Here is a 17,265-nt window from a genome sequence, read left to right as displayed (position 1 = left end):
AGCGGAACGGCAGGGTCGAACTCGCCGAGCCGTGAGGACCTGAAACACCGTGAACCTACTGAGCAAGTACGGCGATCAACTGATAGACGCGTTCCTGACGACCATCTACCTCACCCTGGCCTCACTGGTCGGAGCCTTGGTCATCGGAACGATCATCGCCGCGATGCGGGTCTCCCCCGTCCCGATCGCACGCGGCATAGCCGCCACGTACGTCACCATCTTCCGCAACACCCCGCTGACCCTGATCATCCTGTTCACCTCCTTCGGGCTGTACGGAACCATGGGCGTCGCGTTGGCCTCCGAGACCTCGCCGACCTTCTTCGAGAACAACAACTTTCGGTTGGCCATCCTCGGTCTGAGCGTCTACACCGCATCGTTCGTCGCCGAATCGCTGCGCTCGGGAATCAATACCGTCCCGGTCGGTCAAGCCGAGGCCGGTCGCTCGTTGGGCATGACGTTCACCCAGAACATCTCGATCGTCGTTCTTCCCCAGGCGTTCAGGGCAGTGGTCGGGCCGCTCGGCAGTGTCGTGATCGCACTGACCAAGAACACGACCATCGCGTCGGTCATCGGTGTCGCTGAAGCGTCGTTCCTGATGAAGAACATGATCGAGAACGAGGCGGCGATCTTCGTAGTCGGCGGCATTTTCGCGCTCGGATTCATGATCCTGACGCTCCCGACCGGATTGCTCTTCGGTTACATCAGCAAGCGATTGGCGGTGTCCTGATGAGTGATGCAGTGGCAGTTCTGTACGACGTCCCCGGCCCCAAGGCGGTGCTGCGGTACCGCATCCTCACCGCGGTGGTCGCGGTGGTCTCGTTGGGAATCGCTTTCCTGATCTACCGGGCTCTCGATTCCAAAGGTCAGTTGACCGCGGAGAAATGGGATCCGTTCCTCGAATCCACCACCTGGACCACTTATCTACTTCCCGGCATCCAGGGAACGCTGATCGCTGCGGCATTGTCGATCGTGTTCGCGTTGATACTGGGCGCTGTTCTCGGCATCGGACGGCTCTCGGATCACCGAACGGTACGGGTGATCAGCGGGGTCGTCGTCGAGGTGTTCCGCGCAGTTCCAGTGCTGATCCTGATGATCTTCTTGTACGCCGTCTACGCGGACTACGAGGTCTTCAAGGTCAAGTACCTGGCGTTGGCAGCGGTGGTCACCGGCCTGACGCTGTACAACGGCTCGGTCATCGCCGAGATCGTGCGTGCGGGCGTCAATTCGCTACCCAAGGGCCAGCGTGAGGCAGCGTCGGCGCTCGGTATGCGCAAGAGCCAGGTCATGCTCCTCGTCCTGCTCCCCCAGGCCGTCACCGCGATGTTGCCGGCGATCATCTCGCAGATGGTTGTGGCGTTGAAGGACTCGGCGCTCGGCTACATCATCGGCTATGTCGAGGTCGTTCGTTCCGGTCAGCAGGTGGGTGCCTTCTACAGCAACTATCTGCCGTCGTTGGTGATCGTGGCCATCATCATGATCATCATCAACTCCTCGCTGACCAAGCTCGCGACCGTCGTCGAGAAGCGACTGAGGACCGGCAAGAGTAAATCCGGCACTCCGGCACCGGCTGCGGATGCAAGCCACGCGGCCTGACAACTCGCCGCCGGACTGACACCAGTAAGGCCCGCAACACCGATGGTGTTGCGGGCCTTACTGTTTCTCGACGACTCCGACCCGAGGTGGACGATCACATCGTGTCGGTGCTGTCGAAGTCTTCGGTGTCGGCACCAGCGCGGTCGAGTTCTTCCTTGACCACCGCAAATGCCATTCCCTGCGAGTATCCGCGGCGAGCGAGCATCCCGACGAGCTTGCGGACCACCTTGTCGCGCTCGGCGCGAGCGTCCGGTCCGCTCGGATCCGGCAGCTGCAGTGTACGAAATCGCTTGCGTACCAACTCGGCTGCGCGCTGACGCTCGTCCTCGGCGTCGATCATATCGAGCGCGTGCACGGCCAGTTCGTTACTGACACCCTTGTTTCGGAGCTCCATGCTCAAGGCCCGTTTGCCTCTACCGGAGTAGGTGTGCCGAGATTGGACCCACTGCTGCGCGAACGATTCGTCGTCCACGAGCTTCGCCTTTTCGAGCCGATCCAGAACTGCGTTCGCAATCTCGGCGGTGAAGCCCTTCTTGGCGAGGCTCGTTTCGAGTTCGTACCTACTGCGTGCTCGGTCGGTCAGCAACCGAAGGCAGGCATCTTTCGCCTGCGCCTCGGTGCCGCCACCCTCGTCGTGTCGCTGCTGCACAGCGAGACCAGATTAGAAGTCGACCGGAGCAGCTGCGGGCTCTTCCGCGGTGACGTCTGCGCCGATCTGCAACTTCTCCATGATCTTCTTCTCGATCTCGTCCCGCACGTCGGGGTTCTCGAGCATGAACTTGCGGGCGTTCTCCTTGCCCTGGCCGAGCTGATCGCCTTCGTAGGTGAACCACGAACCCGACTTGCGGATGAACCCATGCTCGACGCCCATGTCGATCAACGAGCCCTCGCGGCTGATGCCCTTGCCGTAGATGATGTCGAACTCAGCCTGCTTGAACGGCGGCGCGACCTTGTTCTTGACAACCTTGACCCGGGTGCGGTTACCGATGGCGTCGGTTCCGTCCTTCAGGGTTTCGATGCGGCGGATGTCGAGGCGGACCGAGGCGTAGAACTTCAATGCCTTACCACCGGTGGTGGTTTCGGGTGAGCCGAACATCACGCCGATCTTCTCGCGCAGCTGGTTGATGAAGATGACGGTGGTGCCGGAGTTGCTCATCGCACCGGTGATCTTGCGCAGCGCCTGGCTCATCAGGCGCGCCTGCAAACCGACGTGGCTATCACCCATCTCGCCTTCGATCTCGGCGCGAGGTACCAGTGCCGCAACCGAGTCGACCACGAGGATGTCGAGGGCACCCGAGCGAATCAGCATGTCGGCGATCTCGAGGGCCTGCTCACCGGTATCGGGCTGTGAGACCAACAGCGCATCGGTATCGACACCGAGCTTCTTGGCGTAGTCCGGGTCGAGTGCGTGCTCTGCGTCGATGAACGCGGCGATCCCGCCTGCCCGCTGAGCACTGGCTACCGCATGCAGAGCAACGGTGGTCTTACCCGAGGATTCCGGACCGTACACCTCGATGACGCGTCCACGCGGCAACCCTCCGATGCCGAGTGCCACATCGAGGGCGATCGATCCCGTCGGGATGACGGCGATGGGCTGGCGAACCTCGTCACCGAGGCGCATGACCGAACCCTTGCCGAAGTTCTTGTCGATCTGCGCGAGTGCGAGATCGAGCGCTTTGTCGCGATCGTATGCAGCCATCGTGAGCTCCCTGTGTTGTGTCGTTCAGCTGTGTCGTATCGATCAGCTTGTCGTCGGTAACGCTAGAACGGGGTACCGACAAGAAGTTCCTCTAGACCGCTCCGCAACCGTTGACACCAGCATAGGGGAACAGGTGTTCGAGTCAACTACCTCGGCTTTCGACACGCCGACGGATCGACTTCACCAGCGAGGAGCTACCAGCGTTCTTTCGGAACATCGAACTCGTAACAGATCGAACGCCACACTTCCCGCGGGTCGACGCCCTCCTCGATGGCCTGTGCCCCCGTTCGGCCGATACCGGAGAGCACATGATCGGCCAGCAAGGAATTACCTCGAACGGAGCCGAACTCCTCGGTGAGCAGTTCACGAAATTCGGTCAGACGCACAGAAACGATCCTAACGTCCGGCCCGCGGCGCGTGACGAGCGAGCACCTCGTGGCACACCGACACGGGATCCTCGACGCGGTGCGCGCCTGCCGCCGCACGCGCCGCCGCCTGGGCATACCGTGGATCGGAGAGCACAACGGTCACCGCGTCGGCGATCGAGGCAGCCGTCGCAGGCCGAACGATCACGGCGCTGCCCTGCCGGGCCGCCCGGTTCGCCAGCTCCCATTGATCGCCGCCGCCGGGCACGGTCACCACCGGCACCCCGTGGATGAGGGCCTTCGCCAACATTCCGTGCCCGCCGCCGCACACCACCAGATCGGCGCGGCGAAGCAGATCGTCCTGCCGACCGAGACCGGCGTTCGCCCACTCCGGTAGCACCTCGGGACCTCCGTCGAGAACCGAGGCCACCACCCGAACCCCGCTGCCGTCCAAACCTTTCAGCGCCATCTCTAGCATTCCCTCGGCACCGGTGAACGCCGTCGAGGGGGCCACGACGACCAACGGTGCATCGCCGTCGGGTACATCGAGCAGGGCCTCGGTCGGCTCCCACAGCAGCGGCCCGACCACGTGTGCATTCTTCGGCCAGTCCGGGCGTTCCACTTCGAGTGCCGGAATGGTGGCGATCAAGCGGGCAGCCGGGCCAGGATCCGGGCCGGGAAGTCCGATGCCGGTCCTGGCGACGGCGCGTTGAGATCGTCCCTGCGCAATCGAACGCGCGGTCAACGCTCGCATCACGGTATCGCGCAGCATCCCTCGCAGTCCGACGCCAGGAGCCAGGCCACTTCCGATGGGAGGCAACCCTTTCGAGGGTGAATACAGAGGGTGGGGTGAAAGCTCCACCCAGCTGATACCGAGACGCTCGGCAGCCATGCCGCCGCCGGCGGTGAGGATATCGGACACGACCAGGTCGACGTTCTCCCGCTCGAGATCGGGCAACAGTTCGGTAGAGACGAACGCCGCGCGTGAGTGAATGCGCTGACCGGCATCGAGATCATCGTCCTCGGGTCGCGGTGCCAGTCCGCCCAGCGGAAGAGCCCGTAGCCCAGCGGCCCGCGCGTCGGATACCCACCGACTTCCGGTGAACAGAACAGGGTCGTCGCCGGCTCGGCGAAAGAGCAGAGACAGCGCAATGGCCGGAAACGCGTGCCCCGGGTCGGGCCCTGCCACCACTGCCACTCGCACGGGACCAGCCTGCCACACCCGACACGGCCGCGACCGACATCCAGCGACGAGGACTCAGGTCGACGGCGCCCCGAACGGTGCGAGAGGGTTCCAGCGGACTGGAGCGCGGGTGGTGATGTCCGCCGATCGACCATGCTCGGTCATGCGGCGACGGGCCTGAGATAGGCGTCGACGGCCGATGCCATCTGACGGATCACCTCGGCACCGGGCACTCGCTCGGACACCATCTCCGCGGACTGGACGGCCGATTGCACCATCAGCAGAACGATCGTGGCCATCGTCGAAGGATCACCAGCACGGATCGACGAATCCCGTTGTCCTGCAAGAATCAAGCCGGCCAATGAATCGATGATCAACACCTGACTCGTGCCGAGTCGATGCAGGATGTAGGTGGCGAGCACATCGGAGTCGGATCGCAGAATCTTCACGAACAGCGGGTGGACTCGGATTCGGTCGGCGGACGCGACGACACCGGCCACGATCTGATCGCGACCGGTGGCCGCTGCATCCAAGCGCGGGATCAGTGCGCCGATCTCTCGGGTGAGCAGACTCGACACCACAGCTCGTGTATCGGCCCATCGCCGGTACACCGTCGGCCTGCTGACCTTGGCTCGTCGGGCGATCTCGGCAAGCGTTGTCCGCTTGACTCCGTGTTCGAGGATGCACGAGTGCGCGGCGTCGAGAACGGCGTCCTCGACAGACTTCTCGGGCGCACCGATGCCCGGCCGCGCGGGCTCGGACTGTGCGGGCTCGGTCGAGACGGAACTCGACACCGGCTGCTCGGTCACGTGCCACCCTTCACGTCGCGGGAAGAACTCCTGAACTGCTGCACAAGCAGATCGCTTAGTTACTATAGCTCACGGTTACAGCAATTTTCCGGCAGCACTGTGAGCGAGCACACGCCGTCGCGAGCTACTCCGGGTAGGAATCGAGTCGGTCGTCACCACACGGGATGCCAACCCTGGCAAGCTTGGCCACGTGATCGAACAATCGGGACGACCATGACCCGCTCGGTGACAGTGCTGACCAATCCGACGGCCGGCCGTGGACGCGCTGCCTACTGCGGCCGCTATGCCGTGGCCCGACTCCGCGAGCGACAGCTTCACGTCAACGCCATCGAGGGCCGCACCCCCGGAGACGCATTGATTTTGCTCGAGAGAGCCGTCAGAGGCGGAACCGACGCCGTCGTCGCAGTCGGTGGGGACGGGCTCGTCAATCTCGTGCTTCAGGTGCTCGCCGGCACCGACACCCCGATGGGCCTGGTACCTGCAGGCAGCGGAAACGATTTCGCGCGAGCACTGGGTCTACCCCTCGGCGATACCGTTCGCGCAGCAGATATCGTCGCCGAGAACATCACCCGCACGATCGATCTCGGCCGGGTGGGCGATCGTTGGTTCGCGACGGTGTTGTCGAGTGGTTTCGATTCGCTGGTCACCGAGCGAGCGAGTCGGCTTCGCTGGGTCGGCGGCCCACTGCGCTACAACGCGGCCATGGTCTTGCAGCTGGCAACACTCGAAAAGCTACCGTTCGTCATCGAATTGGACGACGCCGAACTCACGGTCGATGCCACGTTGGTCGCCGTGGGGAACGGCACCAGCTACGGCGGAGGAATGTCGATCTGTCCGGCCGCTCGTGTGGACGACGGTCTACTCGACGTCACCGTCGTACGTGGGGTCAGCCGAACTCGCTTGCTCGGGATGTCGCCCACCCTCTATCGGGGAACGCATGTCGATCTCCCGCAGGTCGACACCTATACCTCCGCTCGGGTCGCTCTGCACAGCGACGGAATAGTCGCCTATGCGGACGGTGAACGGGTGGGCGCGTTGCCCGTCACCGTACGGTCCGTTCCGCACGCACTGCGGGTGTTCGTCGATCGGAACTCCGCGCCGCACGGGTAGTGAGGCGGACTCAGTACTTCAGGGACGAATGATCATCGGAGGACGAGATCGCCTTGTACAGCCATACCAGCCCCAACACGACGGCTCCCGCCACCACCAGCCAGAACACGCCCTTGATGATGGCGCCCAATAGTGCAAGCGCTATCCAGATCAGAACGATGAATCCGAGTACTTTCCAGATCATTTCGCAGCTCCCTGCTGTGTCGTACGTGCACCGTGTCGTGCCGCATATCTCGATCCTCGCATCGGGGCGCTGCGAATACATCGGGGTGAACCCTGAAATGGCTCAGCGGTGTCGCGCCCGGATCTGGTCGATTTCGGTGAGCGCCTCGGCCCACCCCTGCAGCCGATCGGTGGCCGACGCCAATTCGCGGCGATGCGATTCCACGACCGTCGCCGACGCGAATCCGGCGGGTCCGGTCATGCGAGCGGCCGCCGCAACGAGCTGTTCGTACTGCTCGACGCCGGTGGCGAGATCGGCTGCGGCCGATTCCGTTGCGCTGCGCAGATGCTCCCGTGTGACATCGCTGGTCGCGCCTGCGCGTTCGAGAGCGGCTATGTCGACGGCGACACCCTCGAGACTTCGAGCCGCAGCGGAGGCGACACCGATCATCTCTTCGATCTCGTCGGCCCCGATGGTCTCGGATCGAGACAGGATCGACAACAACTCGAAGAACCCCTGCTCTGCTCCAGCCAGCCGCGTCATCGACTCGTAGGCGGCGGATGCGCGCTGCGGTGCCATCCGTTTGGCCGGTATCCCCACCGGCACCGGCTGAGATCGAAGACGGCGCAAGCGGGTCACTGCGAACACCGCAGGTACGGCCATGACCGCAGCTGAACCGCCACCGACGAACAAGGTCCACTCCGGGGCGGACAACACCGCCAATCCCGCTGTTCCGACTGCCGACGTGGTCGAGGCTGCACCGAACCGGATGCCTCGGCGTCTGGCGCGCCGAATCTTCTTCAGATGCTTGGCGCGGGGGTCCTTTCGGCGTCCGGCCGCGGCGAGGAGGGACATGCCCGCTCCGCGTGCGGACTCGGCGAGAGATCGGACCACTGCGCCCGAGTCCGCAACTGCTGCAGTCACGGACTCGCGATCGAGCGAAACGGCCGGCCGCTTACGCGACCGGCCGGTTTCGTGTTCTCTGTCTGTCATGTCGGCGCTGACGTCAGTCGGCAGAGCCGTTCGCTCGACCGGTCACGCCTGTGCCGGAGGCTCGGGCGTTGCGTCGGGGGACTTGGCGATCGAGGGCTTGGCGGCGGAGTTGCCCGATGCCAGGGAGTCACCCGACATCGATGCACGGATCTGCTCGAGTCGACTGTGCCCGGCCATCTGCACCGATGCCTGCTGCACTTCGAGCATGCGTCCCGAGACCGAGTTCTGCGCCAGCTCGGCCGATCCGAGAGCGTCCGCGTACCGACGTTCGATCTTGTCGCGGACAGCGTCCAAGCTCGGAGTGTTCCCGGGCGCGGACAGCGTGCTGTCCATCGAACGCAGAGACTCGCTGACCTTCTCTTGCATCTTCGCCTGCTCGAGTTGGCTGAGCAGCTTGGTGCGCTCGGCAACCTTGGACTGCAGCGCCATCGCGTTCTGCTCGACGGCTTTCTTGGCCTGAGTGGCGGCCTGCAGCGACTGATCGTGCAGAACTTTCAGGTCCTCGACGCTCTGTTCGGCGGTCACCAACTGTGCAGCGAATGCCTCGGCGGCGTTGGTGTACTGGGTGGCTTTCTCGATGTCGCCCGCAGCGGTGGCCTGATCGGCCAGCGTCACCGCTTGCCTGGCGTTGGCGTTGAGCTTCTCGACCTCGTCCAACTGCCTGCTCAGCTTCATTTCCAGCTGACGCTGGTTACCGATGACGGAGGCGGCCTGCTGGGACAGAGCCTGGTGCTGCCGCTGCGCGTCTTCGATGGCCTGCTGAATCTGAACTTTGGGGTCGGCCTTCTCGTCGATCTTGGAATTGAAGAGCGCCATCATGTATTTCCAGGCCTTGACGAAAGGATTAGCCATGGGGTGGTCCTGCCTCCATCTGTTGCGCCGCGGTGGCCGCGTACGGGTCGGACTGCTCTCGCAGTGACCGACATGAACCTGTCCGTGCTGAGAATGTCGGGTGCTTGGTCTGGGTCAGGAGTACGAAATCGAGTACCCGTCGATCTTAGGCGGCAGCGAGGGCTCTGGCAGCAGGTGCGGGAATCACGACGCGAGTATCGCCGTCGATGCGAGTCGCCACAGCCGCGTCCTCCGCCAGTGCAGCGGCGAGGGATGCATCGGACAGAGTCACGCTGACATCGCTCATGACATCCGCGAGCGGGACCGCAAGCGCGTCGCAGATCGCGGCGAGCAGTTCGCTCGACGCCTCCTTGCGGCCACGTTCCACCTCCGAGAGGTACCCGAGGCTCACGCGTGCGGTGTTCGAGACTTCACGCAGGGTCCGACTCTGTGCGACGCGAGTTCGCCGCAAACTGTCGCCGAGTGCTTCACGCAATAGCAGCGCCATCTCGCTCCTCCTCGTTGGTATCGGTCTCGACGGCCGAACCGTCGGGACCACAACGTTCATATCTCGTTTCGTCCGGAGCCGTCACGATGTCCAACGTCCCAGTCGGTCCGATTGGTTCCCGACCCTATATGCCCGTTCGCTCCCGCACGCGCCGAAGCCGCTCCGACACGGCTTCGAAGACTGTATCCCGCCACTGCGCTCATCGTGAGGACCTGCCTCTACGCAAGCGAACTGCCTGCACCACGTAGTCGACGCCGGTGTAGACGGTCAGCAACACCGCCAGAACCATCAGCGTGATCGCGACCGGATCGAACGCGTCCGGCAGCGGACACAGGTACACCCCGATCGCGAACGTCTGCACCAGGGTCTTCACCTTCCCGCCCCGGCCGGCTGGGATGACTCCGTGGCGAAGTACTGCGAACCGCACCAGCGTGATGCCGATTTCTCGGACCGCGATGATCACGGTGACCCACCAGGACAGATCCCCCAGCATCGACAATCCGACGAGAGCCGCGCCGATCAACGCCTTGTCTGCGATGGGATCGGCCATCTTCCCGAAATCGGTGACCAGACCGTACTTGCGTGCCAGTTGCCCATCGATCCGGTCGGTGATGGCCGCACCGGCGAAGATCGCTGTCGCAACCAGGCGCCAGGTGCTCTCGTGGCCGTCCCCGACGAACAACGCCGCGAGGAAGACCGGCACCAGTGCGATTCGGAGCACCGTCAACACGTTGGCGATGTTGAGCAGAGGCACGTCCTCGGATCCGCCCGGGGCGGCATTGCCATGCGGCAATGCCGTGCTCCGGGGACCCCCGTGACTGCCGGAGGTACCGCGTTCGGGCTTGCCGCTGCTCGCGGGGGCGCCCTGATCGGGCGCTACCGGCTCGGTCATCGTCGAACCCGCGAGCCCGGCACATGGCAATCGGTGGTGTGTTCACCTTCGCGCAGCACCGACCCGCCGAGACGGGTAACCAGCTCAGTGAACGACACACGGAAAGTTTATCGGTTGGGGTACTCGCTACTGTTCACCACATGACTTCTGGGCCGAACCGGGCGAGTCGCGATACCGCGTATCTCGGATCCGACGTGCGTCCCGACACCGTGGACCGGAGTTCCGCTCCGGACAGCACAGTCGTCGTGCGTCGCGCCAAGACCTCCGACGTTCCCGAGATCAAACGCTTGATCGACATCTATGCCGGACGCATTCTGCTCGAGAAGAATCTCGTGACGTTGTACGAGGCAGTGCAAGAGTTCTGGATCGCCGAGCGTGACGGCGAGATCATCGGCTGCGGGGCGTTGCACGTGTTGTGGGCCGATCTGGGCGAGGTACGCACGGTGGCCGTCGATCCGGCCGCGAAAGGGCACGGGGCCGGGCATGTGATCGTCGCCAAGCTCATCGAGGTCGCGCGTGATCTAGCGCTGCAGAAAGTGTTCGTGCTGACCTTCGAGGTGGATTTCTTCGCCAGACACGGATTCGCCGAGATCGATGGCACGCCCGTCACGGCCGAGGTGTACGCCGAAATGTGCCGGTCCTACGACACCGGCGTTGCCGAATTCCTCGACCTGAGCTTCGTCAAGCCCAACACCCTGGGCAACACTCGAATGCTGCTGTCACTCTGACAGAATCCGTGGACCACCCCTCGAATCCCGGAAGAGAGTTCCATGCCTCTGATCGCCGTCAGCTACGTCTACTCACCCGCCACCGCGGACGGCCGCGACACTCATCGCGCGGCTCATCGCGCCTGGCTGGCCGACCTGCTCGAGCAGAAGACTCTGGTGTCGAGTGGCCCCTACGCCGACGGTAGCGGCGCGTTGCTGCTGGTCGACGGCCCGGACGCAGCCACAGTCGAGACGCTGTTCGCTCAGGATCCGTTCGCCGTGGAGAACCTGATCGAGTCGGCTTCCTTCGACGAATGGACTCCCGTGATGGGCGCGTTCACGTCCTGATCGGCCCGCTCGACCGATTCCGGTGAATGGACCACTGCACGGCCGACACGCCCGCAGTGGTCCATTCACCCAAAACGTGGACCGTCAGAACTCGTCGGAGGCCGGCTGCTCGTCCGGGTCGCCGCCCTTGATCGACCACAGCAGACCGTCGAGCTCGTCCGGTTTGATGAGGACCTCGCGAGCCTTCGAGCCCTCACTGGGGCCGACCACCCCGCGGTTCTCCATCAGGTCCATCAACCGCCCGGCCTTGGCGAAGCCGACTCGAAGTTTGCGCTGCAGCATCGAGGTGGAACCGAACTGGCTGGTCACCACCAGCTCGACGGCCTGCAGCAACACGTCGAGGTCGTCGCCGATATCGGGGTCGACGTCCTTCTTGTCCGAGACCTTTGCCGCGGTCACGGTCTCGTTGTACTCGGGCTCGGCCTGGTTCTTCGCGAAGTCGACGACGGCGGCGATCTCCTCGTCGGTGATGAATGCGCCCTGCAGACGCGTCGGCTTACCGGCACCCATCGGCAGGAACAGTGCGTCGCCCATACCGATCAGCTTTTCCGCACCCGGCTGATCCAGGATGACGCGTGAGTCCGTCAGCGAGGACGTGGCGAAGGCCAGTCTCGAGGGCACGTTGGTCTTGATCAGGCCCGTCACCACGTCCACCGAGGGACGCTGCGTGGCGAGCACCAGGTGTATGCCAGCCGCGCGCGCCTTCTGGGTGATCCGCACGATCGCTTCCTCGACGTCACGCGGCGCCGTCATCATCAAGTCGGCCAACTCGTCCACGATGGCCAGGATGTAGGGGTACGGCCGGTAGACGCGTTCGCTACCCAGGGGTGCCGTGATCTCGCCCGAACGCACCTTCTTGTTGAAGTCGTCGATGTGCCTGACCTTGTTGACCTGCATGTCCTGGTAGCGCTGCTCCATCTCTTCGACGAGCCAAGCCAGGGCTGCCGCGGCCTTCTTCGGCTGCGTGATGATCGGCGTGATGAGGTGCGGAATGCCCTCGTAGGGCGTCAACTCCACCATCTTCGGGTCGATCAGGATCATCCGTACCTCGTCCGGTGTCGCTCGCGCGAGCAACGACACCAGCATCGAGTTCACGAAACTCGACTTGCCCGATCCGGTGGATCCGGCCACCAGCAGGTGGGGCATCTTCGACAGGTTGGCACTGACGAAGTCACCCTCGATGTCCTTACCGAGGCCGATCACCAATGGATGGTGATCCTTGCGCGTCGACGGCGCAGTGAGCACATCGGCCAGCCGGACCATTTCGCGGTCCGAGTTCGGTACCTCGATACCGACCGCGGACTTGCCGGGGATCGGGGCGAGCAGACGTACGTTGTCGGTCGCGACCGCGTACGCGATGTTGCGGGCCAGCGCGGTGATCTTCTCGACCTTGACGCCGGGGCCCAGTTCGACCTCGTAACGGGTGACCGTCGGTCCTCGGGTGAAGCCCGTGACCGCGGCATCGATCTTGAACTGATCGAGCACCTCGGAGATGGCCTCGATCATGGCATCGTTGGCCTGGCTACGGGTTTTGGGTGGATCGCCGTCGATGAGCAGCGATAACGACGGAAGTGTGTAGTCCCCGTCGACGACGCGATCGACGACGATCTTGTCGTCCTCGGCCGTCGGTTTCGGTTCGGCGGCTTTGACGATCGGTTTGGGCTTCGGCCGCTCGGGCGCAGCGGTGGGCGTGGCGGCGGGCGCGATGACCTCGGTGGCTGCCTCCGGCGTCGGGGTCTTGCGCGCGCGCGGCGACTTGGCGACCGGGATGTATTCCTCGGTCGGGTAGTTGTCGTACGGATCGGCGCTGCCGTGAACCGGATATCCGTCGGCGTCGAAATCGGCGTCGTACGCGCCGTAGCCCTCGTCTGCGAACTCGGACCCGAAGTCGGCCGGGTCGTAGTCCTCGTATTCGTCGCCGCGACTGTCGGTGCCGAACAGCGCCCGCAAGCGGTCCGGCACGTCGCGGACCGTGGTTCCGGTCAGCAGCAACACTCCGAACAGGCCTGCGAGCAGCAGCAGCGGGACCGCCAACCACACGGTGAGGCCGTCGGCGATCGGTCCCCCGGCGACGTATCCGACGAAGCCCGCTCCTGCGGATCGACCGGCGGCGTCGTTGGGCGAACCGGTGGCCATGTGCCACAAGCCCAGGATCGGGAGGGCGAGCAGGATCGAGCCGAGGACGAGTCGGGGTCGCACCTCGGGTCGAGGTTCGGAACGCATCAACACCACGGCGATGCCGACGCCGAGAACGGGTGCGACATATCCGGCTTCACCGATGACGGCGCGGATGCCGATCTCGATCCATCGACCGACCGGTCCCCCGGCACTGAACCACACGCTCGCGGCGAGGACCACGCTGGCAGCGATCAAGCCGAGGGCGATCCCGTCTCGGCGATGGCCGTGCTCGATATCAGCAGCCTTGCCGACCGTTCTGGTCGTGGCACCGACGCCTTTGGCCGCCATGGACCAGGTGGACGCGATGCCGCGGCCGATCGCGTCGAGCGCACCGCGGGACTTCGTCTTGGTGGCCGGCCGCCGAGACGCCGCACCTCTCGCTGGTCCCTTGCCGCGCGACGTGGCGCTCGCCCGAGCCGTCGCCGGATTGCGCGGTGCGGTCGGCTTCTTCGGCGTCGTGACGGTCCGTGCGGTACGGCCGGAACCGGACTTACGTGCGGTACCGGACGTGCGCGAAGAGCCGGATCCGGTGGATCCGGCCCTGGCGGTGGAGGTGCTGGTCTTTCCTGCCATGCCTCCAGGCTAGTCGCAACAGCCCCGCCGAAACCATCCGCAACACCCGTAACAGCGGAGGTGAATGTGTCAGAAACTCGGATCGAGCGCCTTCACCGCAGCGATATCGTCCTCCGAACCCACGTATTCGACGTCGACCTGATCGCGACCGAAGGCGTAGAGAAGCAATTCGGAGGGCTCGCCCTCCACCGTCACCCCGACACCGGCACCGCCCTTGAACGTGGCTGTCCGGCCATCGGGTGTGCGGACGCGCACCGGAACGGGTGCAGAGCGATGTCCGGCCCGCCCGATCAATCGGACCTGCGGCCACAGCCGCGACTCCACCGCCGCCGGCATCGTCCGTCGGGTCCAACCCGCGCCTGCGCGGCGCACATCCTCGTGGTGAACGAACATCTCACCGAGATTGATCAATGGATCCAACACAACGAACGGCGACCAGATCGGTGGACCGGTACGAACATCCTCGACAACCGCCGCGAACGGTCGATCGGCGACGGACCGCTGCACCCGTTCGGTGTAGCCCTCGAGCGCCGGCACGAAGATCCCCGGAACTGCATCGAGTCGTCGCTCACGCACCACCAGATGTGCGGCCAGATCTGCTGCCGTCCATTCTCCACACAGAGTCGGTGCGTCGGGACCGACGTCGAGAAGGGTACGAACAAGCTGGGAACGTTCATCCTGGGCGAGGCTCACAGGTCCACGGTACGTCGCGCGGGAACCGACGGCATCCTGCTCGGCGCTGCACACCGATGTCTGAGTAGCCTCCCAATAGTGCCGGTATCGGAAATTCTCGTGATCTTGCTCGCCGGCCTCGGGGCCGGGGCCATCAATGCCGTCGTCGGATCCGGAACGCTGATCACGTTTCCGACTCTGGTCGCATTCGGCTATCCGCCGGTGGTGGCCACGATGTCCAACGCGATCGGTCTGGTCGCGGGAAGCGTTTCCGGCACTTGGGGTTACCGCCGAGAACTGCGCGGGCAGTGGCACCGACTGCGCTGGCAACTGCCTGCCTCGTTCTTCGGTGCACTCGGTGGCGCATGGCTGTTGCTGCACTTACCCGAAACCGTGTTCGCCTCAGTGGTACCGGTACTGCTCATCGCAGCGTTGATTCTCGTTGTCGCACAACCGAGAATTCAGGCCTGGGCGAAACGACGCTCGGACGCCGCGGGTAAGGCCGCGGGCCACCTGAGCCGCACCCGGATGGCCCTGATCACCGTGGGCACCCTCTTGGTGGGCGTCTACGGCGGGTATTTCACTGCCGCGCAGGGAATTCTGCTGATCGGCGTGATGGGAGCATTGCTACCCGAGACCATGCAGCGCATGAACGCCGCCAAGAATCTGCTGTCGCTGGTGGTCAATGTCGTTGCCGCAGTGACCTATACGATCTTTCGATTCGACGACATCAGCTGGCAGGCGGCCGGGCTCATCGCCGTGGGATCGCTGATCGGCGGCGCGGTCGGGGCCCGCTACGGCCGCCGGCTTTCGCCGGCGGCCCTACGCGGTGCCATCGTCCTGCTCGGACTGATCGGACTGTGGCGACTGCTGGTCTAGCAGGTCTACTTCGGCTGCGACTGCGGATTGACCGCGATGATCGTCGGAACGATCATCGGCTTGCGGCGGTATTTGTCCGCCACCCAGCGACCCACCACGCGGCGCACTGCCTGCGCGATGCGATGGGTGTCCGATACGCCATCGGACGCCAGTCGATGCAGCTCCGCTTCCACGAGCTGCCCGGCCTCCTTCAGTGCGGCCGGGTCGTCGGAGAACCCGCGACCGGACACCTCGGGTGCGGTCACGGCACGCCCGGTTGCGGAGTCGACGGCAACGCTGATCGCGATGAAACCGCCCTCACCCAGCACCAGTCGATCGGACAGGGTCGAATCACCGACGTCACCGACCGAGAGGCCATCGACGTACACATGCCCCACGGGTACTTGCCCGACGATCTCGGCGAGACCGTCGACCATGTCGACCACCACGCCGTCCTCGGCCAGCACCACGCGGTCTTCGGGGACTCCCGTCGCCTTGGCCAGCGCAGCATTGGCCCGCAGGTGCCGCCACTCACCGTGCACCGGCATGGCATTGGTGGGCCGCACCGCGTTGTAGAGGTACAGCAGTTCGCCCGCAGATGCGTGGCCCGAGACGTGAACTTTCGCGTTCTGCTGGGTCACAACGGTCGCACCGCGCTTGGCGAGACCGTTGACCACCGCGAACACGGAGTTCTCGTTGCCGGGAATGAGCGAGGACGCCAGCACCACGAGATCGTTTGCCTTGACGTTGATCTGGCGATGCTCGCCGCGCGCCATCCGCGAGAGCGCCGACAACGGCTCGCCCTGCGAACCGGTGGAGATCAGAACCAACCGATCGTCGGGGAGCGTCGCGGCAGTGTCGATGTTGACCTCGAGCCCGTCGGGCACCCGCAGGTAGCCCAGATCCTGGGCAATCTGCATGTTGCGCACCATGGACCGGCCGACGAACGCCACCCGCCGGTTGTATCGCTCGGCCACGTCGATCACCTGTTGAATACGATGGACGTGGCTGGCGAACGACGCGACGATGACGCGCTGCTTCGCCTTGCCGATGACCGTGTCGAGCACGCCGCCGATCTCCCGCTCGGGAGTGACGAATCCGGGTACCTCGGCATTGGTGGAGTCGACCAGGAACAGGTCGACGCCCTCGTCGCCGAGTCGCGAGAATCCGGCCAGGTCGGTCAGACGACCGTCCAGTGGTAGCTGATCGAGTTTGATGTCACCGGTGTGCAGAACCAGACCGGCATCGGTTCTGACCGCGATGGCAAGCGCATCGGGAATCGAGTGATTGACCGCGAAGTACTCGCAGTCGAACGGGCCGTGCTGAGTGTGCTGGCCTTCGATCACCTCGACGAGATTCGGCCGAAGCCGATGCTCACGACACTTGGCTGCTACCAGGGCGAGGGTGAACTTCGATCCGACGACAGGCAGATCGGGACGCAGGCGAAGCAGGAACGGAACGGCTCCGATGTGGTCCTCGTGGCCGTGCGTGAGAACCACGGCCTCGACATCGGCCATACGGTTCTCGATGTGCCGGAAGTCGGGCAAGATCAGATCGACGCCCGGTTGCTGGTCCTCGGGGAACAGGACGCCGCAGTCGATGATCAGCAACTTGCCCTGGTGCTCGAACACGGTCATGTTGCGACCGATTTCGCCGATGCCACCGAGCGCAACGACGCGCAGGCCCTTGAACGGTGCCTTCGGCGGCGTCCCGAGTCGCTGCGTCGGGTCGAATTCCCTTCGCGCGTCGGGGCGTTGGGTTCGCGCAGAGTTCTGCACCATCG

At 64.4% G+C, this 17,265-nt stretch carries 19 protein-coding genes; 6 read left to right on the top strand and 13 right to left on the bottom strand.

The window, feature by feature from the left end; genetic code table 11:
• Nucleotides 1–49 precede the first annotated feature (49 nt).
• Together J1M87_RS16765 and J1M87_RS16760 are read left to right on the top strand one after the other, a co-directional pair.
• Nucleotides 50–727 carry an amino acid ABC transporter permease gene (locus J1M87_RS16765; protein ID WP_206490596.1) on the top strand — a complete coding sequence of 226 codons (678 nt, stop codon included), beginning with the start codon at nt 50–52 and terminating at the stop codon, nt 725–727.
• Nucleotides 727–1,593, top strand: a complete 867-nt coding sequence (locus J1M87_RS16760; RefSeq protein WP_206490595.1) for an amino acid ABC transporter permease — start codon at nt 727–729, stop codon at nt 1,591–1,593. The genes J1M87_RS16765 and J1M87_RS16760 overlap by 1 nt, the downstream gene beginning before the upstream one ends.
• A gap of 94 nt (nt 1,594–1,687) precedes the next feature.
• Here the strand turns inward: J1M87_RS16760 and J1M87_RS16755 are convergent, their stop codons facing one another.
• The 5 genes from J1M87_RS16755 to J1M87_RS16735 all read right to left on the bottom strand — a co-directional run bounded on the left by J1M87_RS16755 (nt 1,688) and on the right by J1M87_RS16735 (nt 5,580).
• Entirely contained in the window at nt 1,688–2,242 is a 555-nt protein-coding gene (locus J1M87_RS16755; protein WP_206490594.1) for a regulatory protein RecX, read from the bottom strand.
• Between the two features lie 12 nt (nt 2,243–2,254).
• A complete protein-coding gene (gene recA / locus J1M87_RS16750; RefSeq protein ID WP_206490593.1) occupies nt 2,255–3,292 on the bottom strand; it encodes a recombinase RecA in 1,038 nt (345 codons plus the stop codon).
• A 194-nt stretch (nt 3,293–3,486) separates the two neighbouring features.
• Nucleotides 3,487–3,678, bottom strand: a complete 192-nt coding sequence (locus J1M87_RS16745; RefSeq protein WP_206490592.1) for a DUF3046 domain-containing protein — start codon at nt 3,676–3,678, stop codon at nt 3,487–3,489.
• Between the two features lie 10 nt (nt 3,679–3,688).
• On the bottom strand, nt 3,689–4,861 hold the full coding sequence (locus J1M87_RS16740) for a glycosyltransferase (RefSeq protein ID WP_206490591.1): 1,173 nt from the start codon (nt 4,859–4,861) through the stop codon (nt 3,689–3,691).
• 140 nt (nt 4,862–5,001) lie between these two features.
• Nucleotides 5,002–5,580: a TetR/AcrR family transcriptional regulator gene (locus tag J1M87_RS16735; protein WP_307830840.1), complete on the bottom strand. Its 579-nt coding sequence runs from the start codon at nt 5,578–5,580 to the stop codon at nt 5,002–5,004.
• A gap of 282 nt (nt 5,581–5,862) precedes the next feature.
• Here J1M87_RS16735 and J1M87_RS16730 point away from each other — a divergent pair, with 282 nt between their 5' ends.
• Entirely contained in the window at nt 5,863–6,759 is an 897-nt protein-coding gene (locus J1M87_RS16730) for a diacylglycerol kinase (RefSeq protein WP_206490589.1), read from the top strand.
• A gap of 10 nt (nt 6,760–6,769) precedes the next feature.
• On the opposite strand, the gene J1M87_RS16725 is transcribed toward J1M87_RS16730, so the two are convergent.
• The 5 genes from J1M87_RS16725 to pgsA form a co-directional block, all read right to left on the bottom strand.
• Nucleotides 6,770–6,943: a hypothetical protein gene (locus tag J1M87_RS16725; RefSeq protein ID WP_206490588.1), complete on the bottom strand. Its 174-nt coding sequence runs from the start codon at nt 6,941–6,943 to the stop codon at nt 6,770–6,772.
• A gap of 102 nt (nt 6,944–7,045) precedes the next feature.
• Nucleotides 7,046–7,846, bottom strand: a complete 801-nt coding sequence (locus J1M87_RS16720) for a hypothetical protein (protein ID WP_206490587.1) — start codon at nt 7,844–7,846, stop codon at nt 7,046–7,048.
• A 111-nt stretch (nt 7,847–7,957) separates the two neighbouring features.
• Nucleotides 7,958–8,767, bottom strand: coding sequence for a PspA/IM30 family protein (locus tag J1M87_RS16715; protein WP_206490586.1), 810 nt, complete (start codon nt 8,765–8,767; stop codon nt 7,958–7,960).
• Between the two features lie 145 nt (nt 8,768–8,912).
• A complete protein-coding gene (locus J1M87_RS16710; RefSeq protein WP_206490585.1) occupies nt 8,913–9,254 on the bottom strand; it encodes a helix-turn-helix domain-containing protein in 342 nt (113 codons plus the stop codon).
• 199 nt (nt 9,255–9,453) lie between these two features.
• Entirely contained in the window at nt 9,454–10,146 is a 693-nt protein-coding gene (gene pgsA / locus J1M87_RS16705) for a CDP-diacylglycerol--glycerol-3-phosphate 3-phosphatidyltransferase (protein WP_374222394.1), read from the bottom strand.
• A gap of 140 nt (nt 10,147–10,286) precedes the next feature.
• On the opposite strand from pgsA, the gene J1M87_RS16700 reads away from it, so the two are divergent.
• Together J1M87_RS16700 and J1M87_RS16695 are read left to right on the top strand one after the other, a co-directional pair.
• Nucleotides 10,287–10,874: an amino-acid N-acetyltransferase gene (locus J1M87_RS16700; RefSeq protein WP_241256986.1), complete on the top strand. Its 588-nt coding sequence runs from the start codon at nt 10,287–10,289 to the stop codon at nt 10,872–10,874.
• A 42-nt stretch (nt 10,875–10,916) separates the two neighbouring features.
• Complete coding sequence (locus tag J1M87_RS16695) at nt 10,917–11,201, top strand: YciI family protein (protein WP_206490584.1); 285 nt, start codon at nt 10,917–10,919, stop codon at nt 11,199–11,201.
• Between the two features lie 84 nt (nt 11,202–11,285).
• On the opposite strand, the gene J1M87_RS16690 is transcribed toward J1M87_RS16695, so the two are convergent.
• A complete protein-coding gene (locus J1M87_RS16690) occupies nt 11,286–13,952 on the bottom strand; it encodes a DNA translocase FtsK (RefSeq protein WP_206490583.1) in 2,667 nt (888 codons plus the stop codon).
• A gap of 69 nt (nt 13,953–14,021) precedes the next feature.
• Nucleotides 14,022–14,645 carry a TIGR03085 family metal-binding protein gene (locus tag J1M87_RS16685; RefSeq protein ID WP_206490582.1) on the bottom strand — a complete coding sequence of 208 codons (624 nt, stop codon included), beginning with the start codon at nt 14,643–14,645 and terminating at the stop codon, nt 14,022–14,024.
• Between the two features lie 78 nt (nt 14,646–14,723).
• On the opposite strand from J1M87_RS16685, the gene J1M87_RS16680 reads away from it, so the two are divergent.
• Nucleotides 14,724–15,503, top strand: a complete 780-nt coding sequence (locus tag J1M87_RS16680) for a sulfite exporter TauE/SafE family protein (protein ID WP_206490581.1) — start codon at nt 14,724–14,726, stop codon at nt 15,501–15,503.
• 5 nt (nt 15,504–15,508) lie between these two features.
• Here the strand turns inward: J1M87_RS16680 and J1M87_RS16675 are convergent, their stop codons facing one another.
• A complete protein-coding gene (locus tag J1M87_RS16675; protein WP_374222399.1) occupies nt 15,509–17,263 on the bottom strand; it encodes a ribonuclease J in 1,755 nt (584 codons plus the stop codon).
• Nucleotides 17,264–17,265: the final 2 nt, after the last annotated feature.

This window comes from Rhodococcus sp. KRD162, assembly GCF_017168335.1.
GTDB lineage: Bacteria > Actinomycetota > Actinomycetes > Mycobacteriales > Mycobacteriaceae > Rhodococcoides.
Note: the sequence above shows the minus strand (reverse complement) of the source record. Positions and strands in the feature narration are given on the sequence as shown.

Coding starts and splice junctions, on each gene's coding strand:
- J1M87_RS16760 (WP_206490595.1), top strand. CDS start 727: ATGAGTGATGCAGTGGCAGTTCTGTACGACGTCCCCGGCCCCAAGGCG.
- recA (WP_206490593.1), bottom strand. CDS start 3,292: ATGGCTGCATACGATCGCGACAAAGCGCTCGATCTCGCACTCGCGCAG.
- J1M87_RS16730 (WP_206490589.1), top strand. CDS start 5,863: ATGACCCGCTCGGTGACAGTGCTGACCAATCCGACGGCCGGCCGTGGA.
- J1M87_RS16725 (WP_206490588.1), bottom strand. CDS start 6,943: ATGATCTGGAAAGTACTCGGATTCATCGTTCTGATCTGGATAGCGCTT.
- J1M87_RS16715 (WP_206490586.1), bottom strand. CDS start 8,767: ATGGCTAATCCTTTCGTCAAGGCCTGGAAATACATGATGGCGCTCTTC.
- J1M87_RS16710 (WP_206490585.1), bottom strand. CDS start 9,254: ATGGCGCTGCTATTGCGTGAAGCACTCGGCGACAGTTTGCGGCGAACT.
- pgsA (WP_374222394.1), bottom strand. CDS start 10,146: ATGACCGAGCCGGTAGCGCCCGATCAGGGCGCCCCCGCGAGCAGCGGC.
- J1M87_RS16700 (WP_241256986.1), top strand. CDS start 10,287: ATGACTTCTGGGCCGAACCGGGCGAGTCGCGATACCGCGTATCTCGGA.
- J1M87_RS16695 (WP_206490584.1), top strand. CDS start 10,917: ATGCCTCTGATCGCCGTCAGCTACGTCTACTCACCCGCCACCGCGGAC.
- J1M87_RS16690 (WP_206490583.1), bottom strand. CDS start 13,952: ATGGCAGGAAAGACCAGCACCTCCACCGCCAGGGCCGGATCCACCGGA.
- J1M87_RS16675 (WP_374222399.1), bottom strand. CDS start 17,263: ATGGTGCAGAACTCTGCGCGAACCCAACGCCCCGACGCGCGAAGGGAA.